The sequence below is a fragment of the Ruegeria sp. AD5 genome (assembly GCF_056542345.1).
In genome coordinates this window covers 1,754,112-1,767,458 of sequence record NZ_JBQFZR010000001.1, presented here as the reverse complement: position 1 = coordinate 1,767,458, position 13,347 = coordinate 1,754,112, and the positions used below count along the sequence as shown (strand labels likewise).

Below are 13,347 nucleotides of genomic sequence, written 5' to 3'. Positions count from 1 at the left end.
AGCCCGGTAGCTCGTCAGGCTCATAACCTGAAGGTCGCAGGTTCAAATCCTGCTCCCGCAACCAACTTTAGAAAATCCAAACACAGCCCGTGCAGACTACAATTGATCACCCCGATCAATTGCTTAACGATCAAACCTCGCCAGGCTCATAACATGAAGGTCGTAGTATCGTAGTCTCTGCTGAGAAGGACAAAAAGACAACGACGATCCGCTTGTCAGCATGCCTCTTAGAAGAGTGAGCAATGTAGTAGAGTTATCAGTTAAATTCAAACTTTCGTCACTGGACGCTTTCGAAGTGCAGGTTTTTCCGTAGTCCCGAGAATCTTTCCGAAACATCTTGTTTCCAATTCGCGAACTAAGAGTTTCGAATTTAGCCGTGGACACATTTTTGCCATAATGCCATCCTGGCACTGTGGGCGGCATGTCTTTATTTTTAGCACTTTCTAGTTTTTCCAACTGGATTTGAGGGGGTTACCTAGTTCGATATGCCGCCCCACGAGCAGTCTTCTGATCGTCCAATGAATGAAGCGCATTTTCGGTGGCGTTGATACAATGCGCGTTCAAACCTTTTGTATCGCGCATCTGGGTGTAGTTATGGCGTACCTCGACAGCGCCATTAGATTCTATGGGCGCAGTTTCAGGTATCTTTCCATTGATCGTTGCGCGCCGAATGATGTGCAATCGGCGATGCAGAGGTGCAACAGGTCAAGATAGAAATGCCATCAGAACGACCCCAACTAACGTCCTGAGAGCGGTATCTGAGCAAGTAAGCGCTGCCTGGATAGCAAGTTTCCGCAACGTAAACATAAGCTCACTTTTCGCCTTTCAAGACTTGCTCTATGCCGGGTGCAGCATTCCGGTGGGGGCCGATATGAAACTTAGTGCGTTGGAAATCCTTTGCGTCATTTTGGCAAGTGTTGTGGCAGTGGCTGGTTTTGCCGGAGCCGTGAATGCGCTTGTTTCAGCGATCTAATGTAGCACCGCAAAGTTGTAGGGCCTTTAGGCGCATGTTGTCGCGCTCGTGACAACTGTTCTCTCGGGGTGTCGGTGGCTTTGTAGTAAGACATTGAAACTAAAAAATTAAAGAAACACCATGTACTTCTTTTTCGTTCATCGTTGACGCCGTCGTCACCCAAAGTGAACAGGTCTAGGGCCCGAAAACAAGCCCGCTTCGTCCAAATCTCGCGGTAGCGGTATTAGATTGAAAGCGTTGCCTCGTATTCCACCTAGCAGAGGGGTTGGCGAGGGGGTCGAGCCAACCCCTCTGAAGGGGATACACGGATCAGTGAAAGTGGTCCGTTGAGCTCAGGTTATGCGATGCGTGTAGGCCCGTATATTGGGGGTTCCCCGTAGTTGGGAAAATTAATCTTTCAGACACATTCCGGACATCTCGCCCAGATACCAAAACGATACGGCGCGCCTAGAAGATGTCTGATGATTTCTTGAGGGGGTACGAGTTTGGCGCGTCGTACCTTGAACCGCGATGATTTCCCAAAAACCTCAAGCGAGGCTGATAACGATGCCCTGCTTCAAGGACGCGTCCGCCGCATCGGCCAGCAACTGAGCCCGCAGCCCATCGATGATACCTGGTGCAAGTTGTCCTGATCCGGACACAGCGGCAGTGAAATGGGCCATCTCGGCTTGATAGGCGCCTTCGTAGCGTTCAAGAAAGAAATGCCGGGCGGGGGCTTTGCGGAAACCCGACGGAGTCGCGACCTCAACCGCATTCTCCAACATGTTTTCGGCCCGCAACATGCCCTTCTCGCCATGCACCTCGATGCGCTGATCATAGCCATAGCTGGCGCGGCGCGAGTTGGAGATCTGGCAAATCTTGCCACTGGCTGTCGTCAGGGTTACGGCTGCGGTGTCGACGTCTCCGGCTTTGCCGATCTCGGGATCGACGAGCGATGATCCAACAGCGTAAACGCTGATAGGTTCTTCGCCCAGCAAGAAACGTGCCATATCCAAGTCATGGATCATCATATCGCGGAACAACCCACCCGAGCTTTCGATATAGCTGATCGGTGGCGGCGAGGGGTCGCGGGACAGAATGGTGACAATTTCGACCGCGCCGATCTCACCTTCGGCGATGCGGGATTGAATATTGGCAAAGCTCGGATCAAAGCGGCGGTTGAAGGCCGTCATGAAGGGCACGCCGGTGGCTTCGACCACCTTGATGCAGTCGCGGATGCGGTCAGCGGACATGTCCACCGGCTTTTCGCAGAAGATCGCTTTGCCGGCACTCGCCGCTTTATGGATCAGATCGTAATGGGTGTCGGTCGGAGTACCGATGACGACAGCATCGACATCTTTGCTTTCGATCAGTTCGTCCGCCGACAGGATCTGTGCGCCAGTTTTGTCGGCCAGCATCTGAGCCGGTTCTGTGAATGCGTCCGCCACTGCGCTCACTCGTGCGCCATCAATCTGCCCGATCGAGCGCGCATGAACCTGACCGATCCGCCCGCATCCCAATAGCCCAATATTCAGCATGTCATGCCCCTTTGAACGCTTTCAGTACTCGGCGCGTCGCCTCGACCACCGGTTCATGTGTATCTTTCAGTATTTGAACGCGGTCGAACCTGTCCGGATCGGCATTCACGGCCGTTCGCAGGGCATTCCCAAAGGCCATTCGCAGCTCGGTCCCGATGTTAAATTTGCAGATTTTCGATCCGCGCGCCAGCGCAGCACGTTGCGCAACCGGCACGCCCGAGCCGCCATGGATCACCAGAGGTATCTCGGTCACGGCTTCGATGGCGCGGATACGGGTCTCGTCCAGACCGCCCTCTTTGTTCTGCTGCAAGTGGACGTTGCCGACCGAGATCGCCATTGCATCCACGCTGGTCTCTCGGGCGAATTGCGCGGCTTCCGCCGGGTCGGTTCCGTCCGAACCTTCACCACCCGAATAGCCGACAAAACCGATTTCACCCTCGCAGGAGACACCAGCGGCATGGGCCATCTCGGCAATTGCAGTGGTCTCGGCGATATTCTGTTCCAAAGGCTTGCGTGAGCCGTCAAACATGACAGAGGTGAAGCCGCTGTCGATGGCGATGTGGCATTCGTCATGGGTGTAGCCATGGTCCAGATGCGCCACGACGGGCACGCTGGCACATTCGGCCAGATGGCGGAACATCTTGCCCAGAACCGGCAGCGGCGTGTGTTCGCGGCATGATGGGCCGGCTTGCAGGATGATCGGTACGCCTTCGGCTTCGGCAGCGGCCACGTAGGCACGCATATCCTCCCAGCCCAGCGTCACCAACCCGGCCACGGCATAGCCGTCGCGCAGCGCGGGTTGCAGCACGTCCGATAATGTCACAAGGCTCATTTGAACTTGGCCACCATGTCCATAATGCCCGGGATCGTATGCAGCTGGGCTGCATGGGTCGGTTGGAAATACTGCTTCAGCGAGCGCTGACTGAGCCCGCCGAGGATGGTGAAATAGTACATTTCATACCCCGGCAAAACTGCGCAGGGGTGATAGCCCTTGTCCAGCAGGATCGTCGAGCCATCCATGATGTGATAGGCATCACCCGGCTTGTTGTCTTCGCGCTGCAGCATCTGGACGCCAGAACCATAGTTGGGCCGGAAGCGGAAATTATAGGTTTCGTCATGGCGGGTTTCGATCATTTCGCCATCGTCGCTTTTGCGGTCGGTGTCATGTTTGTGGCTGGGAAAGCCAGACCAGCCGCCCTGACCCACGGTATAAAGTTCAGACACCAGCAAGCGGCCGACCTTGTCGTGATGGTTCGCGCCCAGAATGTGTTTGATTTTTCGATGGGTTTTGGTGTCGTCCGATCCATACTGCACCAGATCCAGTTCGGGTACGCGGACATCAAAGGGTTCAAGCACACGGTCGAATTTTGCGCCCGCGATGAAGGTTTCGGTTTCATCCGTCATGCAGGTTATTCGAACCTTGGCGCCGACGGGAACGTATACGCCCTCGGGCTCGCCATCCCAGACGTCGATGGCGCGGTTGCCAAGGTTGGTATAGATCGCGCCGTCCACATCGACATCCACGGTACCGGTGGCGGGCACGATGCAGGTCTCATAGCCCGGTACGGCATATTCGAACACCTCGCCCTTTTTCAGTTTGACGATGTTGAAATAGTTTAGCGGCACCAGATCATGGTCGGCATCGACGATAGGTTTGTTCTGGTTGTCATGGGGCGCGATATGCATCTGCGGCTCCTTTCAGGTATCGGTTGGGCCCGGGTGTTGGGCCAGAAATTCGTCAAGTTCGGGCGTCGTCGGCATGGCCCCGGCGCAGCCGGGTTTCGACACGACGATCGACGCGCAGGCCGAACCGCGCAGCACCGCATCGCGCAGGTCATGCCCCGCAGCGATCGAGGCCAGCAGTCCGGCCAGAAAACTGTCGCCTGCGCCGTTGGGCTTCACGGCGGTAACGGGGTAGATGCCGGTGCGGACCTCTTGCCCGTCTGCCAGCGTAATGGCCCCCTCATGGCCCATCTTGTAGATCACCATCTTGCCGTTGGCCGCCAATTCGCGGGCCTTGTCTAAACCTTTTTCGATGCCGCCCGCCATAAAGCCGAACTCTTCATCATTGCCAACGATCAGATCGCTTTCATTCCCTGCGCGGGTCAGAACCTCTGAGGCGACTTCGGGTGATGGCCAACTATAGGGGCGGTAATCGATGTCGAAGATCACCGGCAGACCTGAGGCGCGCGCATTTTCAAATGCGCGGAAGGTGGCCGAGCGTGAGGGTTCCGCAGCAAACACCGTGCCCGCCGTGATCAGGGCTGAGAAGGCGCTGTAGTCGACCTCATCCATATCCGCCTCGGTTACCTGGAAATCAGCGGCGCCGTTGCGGTAGATGACATTCTGAAAGTCTTCAATGCAACTTTCGTAGACAGCCAAGGACGTACGTGCCTCGCCACCCACAGCTCGGACATATCTCGTTTCAACGCCATAGTCCCGCAGCCGGTTCACACAGAACCGCCCCACGGCATCATCCGAGACCGAGGTGACCAGCGCCGCTTGCGATCCCAGCTTCACCAGTCCGGCGCAGATATTGGCGCTTGATCCGCCCAGATCGGCGCGAAACACTTGTGCGTCTTCGCTTTTGGTTCCGACCGGATCCGCAAACATGTCCATTCCGGCCCTGCCGAACACGGCAAAGCGGTTACCTTTTATACCTTCGATCAGAGTCACGTGCGCCCCTCGGTATTGCCTGCCCGCGCGGCATCCAGCACCTCGGGGTAGGGATAATTCAGGCCCAGCAACTGCCGCAGATCGGGACTTGCCTGATCAAGGAAATCCTGCGGTAGCGCAGCGGGCATATCTTCCATCGGTTTAACCCATTTGGGCAGATACTGGATCAGGATCGCGCTGCGGTCGTGATCCGCTTTGTTCGGCATCGCGCAATGCCACGTCACGCCATAGAACAGAGCAACATCGCCAGGCTCACCGGTCATCTGCTCGCATTTGTCATAGAACTTGTCTTCGGGCGTGGGATAACGAAGCTCTTTCTGCGATCCGGGTACATAGCCGGTCGCGCCGCTTTCCTTGGTGAACGGGTCCAGCAAAACCGAGACCTGTGCATTCATTGGAAATGATCCATTCAGACCGACGGGATGCGTTTCGGGGCTGTGAAAGTCCCAATAGGGATAGTCGACATGCGGCTCCTGCCCCGGCCCGCCCGGCAGGATGCGATTGGCAGCGATCGAGCCCATGATGAACTCGGTCCCCAGAAACTTGCGGAGGATCTTCATCAGAACCGGATGTGCAGCCATGCGTGAAAACACGTCGCCCTTGGCCAACAGGTTCCAGACCCGCCGCTGCAGGTTCAGTTTGCCATCTTCTTCCGCAGCGCCTTGGAAATGGGTCACTTTCTCGGCCGCCGTTTCGGATTCGGCCATGACGATGGCACGTGCCTCGGCGATCTCTTCAGGGGTGAAAAGGCCCGAGATTGCGACGACTCCATCACCGTTCAGCAATTCATCCACAATGACGTCTGGGTCAGCCGTTTCTGCCTTGAACCGTTTCATCAGATGCCCTTGCGTTGTTTTTCGCGGGTCGATTCCCATTCGACATGGGCATCACGAACCCTCTCGTCAGCCGAAGTGTGGGGTGTTCCAACCTCCCACCATGCATGGCCTTCAGTGGTCCAGCCTTCATAGGCGTCCACGTTCATCACAATCACATAAGTCTTATCGCTGGCCTTGGCGCGCTTGAACGCTTCGGCCAGTTCCGCCGGGTTCGCGACCTTTTCGCTGGTGGCCCCCATCGAGGCCGCGTGGGCCGCGAAATCAACGCCAAAGGCTTCGGGGATGGTGGGGCAGTCTTCCAGCAGGTTGTTGAAGCTTTCGTTGCCTGTGTTGTTCTGCAGCTTGTTGATGACTGCAAAACCGCCATTGTCCAGCACCAAAACAATCATCTTCTTGCGGCTCAGAACCGAGGAATAGATGTCCGAGTTCAGCATCAGATATGAGCCATCACCGCAGAAGGTAATTGTGTCCTTATCCGGCTCACGCTCAGATTGGGCAATGCGCGCGCCCCAAGCGCCTGCGATCTCATAGCCCATGCAGGAGAATCCGAACTCAACATCAACGGTGCCAATATCCAGCGTGCGCCAGTTGGCGGTGACTTCAGCGGGCAGACCTCCGGCAGCGGCGACCACGCGGTCACGCGGGTCACAGAGTTCGTTCACAACGCCGATGGCCTGAGCATAGGAATTCGGACGGTTCCCGTAAGACACATTCTCGGCCACGTAGGCATCCCACTTGCGGCGCTCGTCTTGCGCCAGTGAAACCCAATCGGATGCAGCCGTGTAGTCAATTGCCTGTGTTAGAGCCTGAATTGAAAGCTTGGCATCCCCAACAACTGGCAAGGACATGTGCTTACCCGCATCATGCCGCGCAGCATTGATCGAGATGAACTGAGCGTCCTTGGCAAAGGCAGTCCACGAGCCGGTCGTGAAATCCTGCAAGCGCGTGCCAACAGCGACGATCATATCGGCTTGCTCCGCAATTGCGTTGGCACTGTCCGATCCAGTGACGCCGATCGGGCCAATGTTCAGCGGGTGGGTCGCCAGCATATTGGCGCGGCCCGCGATGGTTTCGACGACCGGGATCTGAAGCTTTTCGGCGAATTCGGTCAGCTCGGTCACGGCTTTGGAATACTGCACGCCCCCACCCGCGATGATCATCGGGCGTTTCGCGCTTGCCAACGCGGCAGCGGCATCGGCGATTTCATCCGCATCGGGAGATTGGCGGCGAATGCGATGCACTTTTTTCTCAAAGAACTTCACCGGGAAGTCATAGGTCCAACCCTGCACATCCTGTGGCAACCCAAGGAACGCCGGCCCGCAATCGCCCGGGTCCAGCATTGTCGCTATAGCGGCGGGCAGAGATTGAATGACCTGTGCCGGATGCGTGATGCGATCCCAATAGCGGCTGACCGGTTTGAAGGCGTCATTCACACCAAACGTCGGGTCATAGTAGTTCTCCATCTGCTGCAGAACCGGATCCGGTAAGCGGGTGATGAACGTGTCCCCGCACAACATCAGCATTGGCAGCCGGTTCGCATGGGCCAGTCCAGCAGCAGTCAACAGATTCGCAGTGCCGGGGCCTGCGCTAGCGGTGCAGAACATGAATCGCTGACGCAGCCATTGCTTGGCATAGCCCGCGGCGGCGAACCCCATGCTCTGTTCATTCTGCCCGCGATACAACGGCAGCTCATCCCGGACAGTATTCAGTGCCTCGCCCAGGCAGGTCACATTGCCATGACCAAAAATCCCGAAGCCCCCACCACATAGGCGATATTCCTGACCATCGATCTCGATGAACTGGTTCGACAGCCAGCGAATGATCGCCTGCGCCGTTGTCAGGTAAACAGTGTCGTGTTGCGCGGACATGTCTGCGGGCTCCTTTAGGAAAATTATGATGCAGTGCCGAATGCAGCTTGCGAGAGTCCTATTCTCACGATACAAGTTTTGCAACCGGTTGCAAATGGTTTTCAAGAAAAAGCGAGGGAGGACGTCGGAATGGCAGAGATCGGCATTGGCATTCTAGGCGGCGGATATATGGGCAAGGCCCATGCGGTCGCCATGTCCTCGGTTGGGGCGGTGTTCAACACGGCCTTGCGACCACGGTTAGAGATGGTGTGCGCCTCGTCACCGGAAAGCGCTGAGCGGTATCGTCAGGCCTATGGATTCGCGCGCTCGACGAATGACTGGCGTGTGTTGGTGAACGACCCGAAGGTAGAGGCCGTTGTGATCGCCACGCCTCCGGAAACACATCGCGAGATCGCTCAGGCAGCGTTTGCGCTGGGCAAACCTGTGCTGTGTGAAAAGCCTTTGGGCGCGTCGCTGGAGGATGGTGCGGCGATGTCAGCAGCGGCCGAGGCCTCGGGCTTGGCCAACATGGTTGGTTTCAACTATATCCGCACCCCGGCCAGCCAATACGCTCGCGCTCTGATAGCCGAAGGAGAGATCGGCGACATCACATGGTTTCGGGGTGAGCATACCGAAGATTTCTACGCGCACCCTCAAGCCCCGGCAACCTGGCGTACAACAGGAATGTCGAACGGAACGATGGGTGATCTTGCGCCTCATATGATCAATGCCGCACTGGCTTTGATCGGCCCGATTTCACGCGTGATGGCCGAGGTCGAAACCGTGCACAATAGCCGCCCGGGTGGCGAAGTTGACAATGACGACCACGCTCAGATGATGGTGCGGTTCGCGAACGGAGCAATGGGATCGATCTATATCAGTCGAATCGCGACTGGGCGCAAGATGGGCTATGCCTATGAGATCAGTGGCACCAAGGGTGCGATCCGCTTTGATCAGGAAGACCAGAACGTTTTGTGGCTCTACCGTATGGAGGGTCCCGAAGCTGAGCGTGGCTTTCGTAAGATCCTGACCGGCCCTGCGCACCCGGATTATGAGCCGTTCTGTCAAGGGCCGGGCCATGGCACGGGCTATCAGGATCAGATCATCATCGAGGCGCGAGATTTCCTGCGCGCGATCGAGACAGGTAAACCGGTCTGGCCGACCTTCCACGACGGGCATGAGGTCAACCGGGTCGTCGCTGCGGCATTGGCATCGTCAGCGGATGAAAGCTGGAAAAATATCGAAGATTTCTGAGCATCGGAGACAAGACAAGATGAGCATCAGAATTGGCAATGCGCCCTGTTCCTGGGGCGTGGAATTTGCGCAGGACCCGCGCAATCCGCATTGGAAAACCGTTCTCAGCGAATGCGCTGCGGCCGGGTATAAGGGTATCGAACTCGGCCCGGTGGGTTTCATGCCCGAAGACCCTGCGGTGCTGGCCGATGCGCTGGCCGAGCATGATCTTGAACTGATCGGCGGCGTTGTGTTCCGCAACTATCACGACCCCGACGCGTGGGAAGACGTGCTGGACGCCACCCACCGCACCGCTCGCGCATTGAAAGCGCATGGGGCGCAGCACATGGTGCTGATCGATGCGATCTCACCCCGCCGCGCGCCAACCGCTGGTCGCGCCGATGAGGCTGAGCAGATGGACAAGGCCGAGTGGACGGCGTTCCGGGATCGGATTTCTGAAAGCGCGCGGATCGGGTCCGAGGAATACGGGCTGACCGTTGGGATGCACGCTCATGCTGCGGGCTTCATGGACTTTGAACCTGAACTTATCCGTTTGCTGGACGAGGTCGATGAAAGCCTTCTTAAAATTTGCTTCGATACGGGGCATCACTCTTATGCCGGGTTCGATCCGGTCGGCTTCATGAATCGCTACGTTGATCGGATCTCGTACATGCACTTCAAGGATATCTCTCCGACAGTGAAAGCGGATGTAATTGCCAATCGGACGGGCTTCTATGATGCTTGCGGGCAGGGGATTTTCTGCAATCTGGGCGAAGGCGACGTAGACTTTCCAACCGTTCGCCAGGTGCTGCTGGACGCAGGTTTCACAGGATGGTGCACGGTCGAGCAGGATTGCGACCCAACGCTCGACCCTGATCCTGTAGGGGACGCGCGGAAGAATCGTGAATACCTTGAATCAATTGGTTTCAGTTAAGGAGGTCCAGACCATGACCAAGCTGAAATGGGGCATGATCGGAGGCGGCGAAGGTAGCCAGATCGGACCGGCGCACCGGTTGGGGGCGCTGGCGGACGGGCATTTCCAATTCACCGCCGGAGCGCTGGATCACAGGCCTGACATTGGTCGCGAATACGCCCAACGATTGGGTATCGCGGCAGACCGAGCCTACGGCGACTGGACCGAGATGCTGGAAGGTGAGCGCGGGCGCGAGGATCGGATTGATCTGGTCACTGTAGCCACTCCAAATGCGACGCATTTCGAGATCACCAAAGCGTACCTTGAGGCCGGGTTCAACGTGCTGTGCGAAAAGCCCATGACCATGACGGTGGAAGAGGGCGAAGAGATTGTCAAAGTCGCCGAGAAATCAGGAAAGATTTGCGCGGTAAACTACTGTTACTCGGCTTATCCGATGGTGCGTCAGGCACGTGCGATGGTGCGCGCAGGTGAGATCGGCAAAGTCCGTCTGGTCGTTACCAATTTCAGTCACGGCCATCACGGAGACGCCACCGATGCTGACAATCCACGCGTGCGCTGGCGCTATGATCCTGCGATGGCGGGTGTTTCCGGGCAGTTCGCTGATTGCGGTATCCACGCGATGCACATGGCCGGATTCATTGCGGATGATGAGGTTGAGACCCTGTCTGCAGATTTTGCTTCAACCATTGGCAGCCGTGAACTTGAAGATGATGCCATGGTCAACTTCCGTACGACAAAAGGCACTGTTGGCCGGCTGTGGACCTCTTCGGTGGCCATCGGTCGGCAGCACGGGTTCGACATTCAGGTGTTCGGAGAAACCGGCGGTCTGCGATGGGCGTCGGAGCAGCCGAACCAGCTTATCTACACGCCTGTTGGTGGTCGCCTGCAGATCATAGAAAAAGGCGAAGGCGGGCTCCATGAAGACGCGCAACGTCTCAGCCGGGTGGCGATTGCGCATCCCGAAGGGTTCCCGTTGGCGGTTGCGAATATCTATTGCGATCTCGCAGATGCAATTGCCGGGGAAACCCGCGACGGCTTGCCCAATGCGGCCGACGGCGTGCGGTCGATGGCGGCTGTGCATACAGCGGTCGAGTCGGCGAAACAGGGCAGCGCGTGGATGGATGCCCGGCCACCGATGTTTCGTTAACTCTCAGATACGGGGCGCAATGTGCCCCGTTCCACCACCGAACATGGGAATATCCGCGCCTCCGGATATCGGTCGGGTTCGTTCAGGGTTGCCACCATCAGCTCGATCGAAGAACTCACGATTTGCCGGATCGGCTGATGGATGGTGGTGAGATCAATATTCTCCCACCGTGCCATTTCCATGTCGTTCAGGCCGATGATGCCGATGTCTTCGGGCACCTTTAGGCCACTATCCAGAATTGCGGACAACACCCCGATGGACAACACGTCATCGCCGCAGAAATATGCATCAGCCCGCTCAGATTGGAGCAAGCGTAGCATTTCCTGACGACCTGCATCGAATGAGTAAGCCTCAGCAAACGAGCAGGTCACATCAATGCTAGGATGCCGGGCCATCTCTGACATGAAGCCTGCATGGCGATCCTGGGTCGAGGTCGCCGCTTCGGGTCCGCCTAGAAAGGCTACTTTCGTATAACCACGCGCGACCAGCTCGCGGGCCGCCATGCGTCCGCATTCCACATTGTCAATCCCGACCACATGAACCTGCGGTGAAGAGGATGACCGGCCAAAGCTGTGCACCACTGGTACGCCAGCATCCCGAAACGCTTTTGCGAACCCGGGCGGTAAGGTCGACGACGCTACGACAACGCCATCGACCGAATATTGGCGCAGCATTCGTACCGAATTTTCGGGTTCAACCTCGTCGGTCAGATTCACCAGCAATGGGCGCAGGCCTCGGTCCTGCAGCCCCCTGGTAAAGAGGTCGAAAACTTCAAGAAATATCGGGTTGTGGAAGTTGTTCGAGACCAGCCCGATCAGCTTAGTTCGGCCTGTGGTCAGAGATGAAGCCAGTGCATTTGGGCTGTATCCCAGCTCACGCGCGGCCTTCTCGACTTTTCGGCGCATCTTGTCGGAAACCGAGGCCCCATCGGTGAAAGTGCGCGACACCGCCGAGCGTGAAACGCCGGCGCGTTCTGCAACCTCTTTCAATGTGACAGCCATGATCCGTCTGACCTTCCTGCGTTTAGTGGCAGTCCTTTTACCTGTATTCTTTGGCAGATACAGTATGAAACACATCTGACACCGTTTGCAACCGGTTGCAAAATTTTGACAGATATGCTCTAACTCGAGTCGGAGAGGTGCGAAGGACTGCCTCAATCCGCGATAACATGAGTTTTGGGAGGACATCATGACTTCACTGACGAAGAAGTTGGCGCTGGCGGCGGCGGTAGCTGCGACGCCTCTGATCGCAGCCACGGGCGCTGCGGCGGAAGGTGAGAAATACATTCTGGTCAGCCACGCGCCAGACAGCGATAGCTGGTGGAACACGATCAAGAACGGCATCGCGCTGGCAGGCGACCAGATGGGTGTCGAAGTAGAATACCGCAATCCGCCCACTGGCGACCTTGCTGATATGGCGCGGATTATCGATCAGGCGGCTGCTTCGGGTCCGAACGGGATCATTACCACGTTGGCGGATTATGATGTGCTGAGCGGACCGATCAAATCAGCGGTCGATGCGGGCGTTGATGTCATCATCATGAACACTGGTACGCCGGATCAGGCCCGGGAAGTTGGTGCCCTGATGTATGTGGGTCAGCCCGAATATGATGCCGGATTTGCTGCAGGCCAGCGCGCCAAGGGTGACGGCATCGGCTCGTTCCTTTGTGTGAACCACTATATCGTTCAGCCCTCAAGCCAGGAACGTTGTCAGGGCTTTGCAGACGGCTTGGGCATTGAACTGGGGGATCAGATGATCGACGCCGGCCAGGACCCAGCCGAGATCAAGAACCGCGTGCTGGCCTATCTGTCGGCAAACCCGGATACTGATGCGGTTCTGACACTGGGTCCAACCTCGGCTGATCCGACAATTCTGGCGCTGGAAGAAAATGGTATGGCCGGTGACATCTATTTCGGCACCTTCGATCTGGGTGGTGAGATTGTCAAAGGCATCAAGTCTGGCGTGATCCAGTGGGGAATTGATCAGCAGCCCTTCCTGCAGGCTTACCTGCCGGTTGTTGTGATGACCAACTATCACCGCTATGGCGTTTTGCCGGGCAACAATATCAATTCGGGTCCCGGCTTCGTAACTGCTGATGGTCTGACCAAGATCGAAGAATTTGCTGGCGAGTACCGCTGATTCTTACAGCGCGGGCGCCCCGCCAAAGCGGCGCCCGCCAACAAC

General features: G+C 57.1%; 11 protein-coding genes. 4 read left to right on the top strand and 7 right to left on the bottom strand.

Annotation, left to right across the window (positions count from 1 at the left end):
- Positions 1-1,500: 1,500 nt before the first annotated feature.
- The 6 genes from iolG to iolD are packed head-to-tail and all read right to left on the bottom strand — an operon-like array spanning position 1,501 to position 7,870.
- A complete protein-coding gene (gene iolG, locus ACR0JG_RS08505; RefSeq protein WP_480568973.1) occupies positions 1,501-2,490 on the bottom strand; it encodes an inositol 2-dehydrogenase in 990 nt (329 codons plus the stop codon).
- Between the two features lies 1 nt (position 2,491).
- On the bottom strand, positions 2,492-3,322 hold the full coding sequence (locus ACR0JG_RS08500; RefSeq protein ID WP_480568970.1) for a class II fructose-bisphosphate aldolase: 831 nt from the start codon (positions 3,320-3,322) through the stop codon (positions 2,492-2,494).
- The gene (locus ACR0JG_RS08495; protein ID WP_170408595.1) at positions 3,319-4,176 is read right to left on the bottom strand and encodes a 5-deoxy-glucuronate isomerase; all 858 of its coding nucleotides are present in this window, start codon (positions 4,174-4,176) and stop codon (positions 3,319-3,321) included. The genes ACR0JG_RS08500 and ACR0JG_RS08495 overlap by 4 nt, the downstream gene beginning before the upstream one ends.
- Positions 4,177-4,188: 12 nt before the next feature.
- Positions 4,189-5,166: a 5-dehydro-2-deoxygluconokinase gene (gene iolC / locus ACR0JG_RS08490; protein WP_170425988.1), complete on the bottom strand. Its 978-nt coding sequence runs from the start codon at positions 5,164-5,166 to the stop codon at positions 4,189-4,191.
- Positions 5,163-6,002: a phytanoyl-CoA dioxygenase family protein gene (locus ACR0JG_RS08485; RefSeq protein WP_170395022.1), complete on the bottom strand. Its 840-nt coding sequence runs from the start codon at positions 6,000-6,002 to the stop codon at positions 5,163-5,165. The genes iolC and ACR0JG_RS08485 overlap by 4 nt, the downstream gene beginning before the upstream one ends.
- Positions 6,002-7,870 (bottom strand): 3D-(3,5/4)-trihydroxycyclohexane-1,2-dione acylhydrolase (decyclizing), encoded by a 1,869-nt coding sequence (gene iolD, locus ACR0JG_RS08480; protein WP_480568967.1) that lies wholly within the window; start codon positions 7,868-7,870, stop codon positions 6,002-6,004. Before iolD ends, ACR0JG_RS08485 begins: the two co-directional genes overlap by 1 nt.
- Before the next feature lie 129 nt (positions 7,871-7,999).
- Here iolD and ACR0JG_RS08475 point away from each other — a divergent pair, with 129 nt between their 5' ends.
- From ACR0JG_RS08475 to ACR0JG_RS08465, 3 genes are read left to right on the top strand one after another with little or no spacing between them, the layout of a single operon-like run.
- Entirely contained in the window at positions 8,000-9,103 is a 1,104-nt protein-coding gene (locus ACR0JG_RS08475) for a Gfo/Idh/MocA family protein (protein WP_170566823.1), read from the top strand.
- A 19-nt stretch (positions 9,104-9,122) separates the two neighbouring features.
- Positions 9,123-10,016, top strand: a complete 894-nt coding sequence (locus ACR0JG_RS08470) for a TIM barrel protein (RefSeq protein WP_480568963.1) — start codon at positions 9,123-9,125, stop codon at positions 10,014-10,016.
- A 13-nt stretch (positions 10,017-10,029) separates the two neighbouring features.
- A complete protein-coding gene (locus ACR0JG_RS08465) occupies positions 10,030-11,163 on the top strand; it encodes a Gfo/Idh/MocA family protein (RefSeq protein ID WP_480568959.1) in 1,134 nt (377 codons plus the stop codon).
- On the opposite strand, the gene ACR0JG_RS08460 is transcribed toward ACR0JG_RS08465, so the two are convergent.
- Positions 11,160-12,164 (bottom strand): LacI family DNA-binding transcriptional regulator, encoded by a 1,005-nt coding sequence (locus tag ACR0JG_RS08460; protein ID WP_170395012.1) that lies wholly within the window; start codon positions 12,162-12,164, stop codon positions 11,160-11,162. The genes ACR0JG_RS08465 and ACR0JG_RS08460 overlap by 4 nt on opposite strands.
- A 187-nt stretch (positions 12,165-12,351) precedes the next feature.
- On the opposite strand from ACR0JG_RS08460, the gene ACR0JG_RS08455 reads away from it, so the two are divergent.
- Entirely contained in the window at positions 12,352-13,302 is a 951-nt protein-coding gene (locus ACR0JG_RS08455) for a sugar ABC transporter substrate-binding protein (protein WP_170395010.1), read from the top strand.
- Positions 13,303-13,347: the final 45 nt, after the last annotated feature.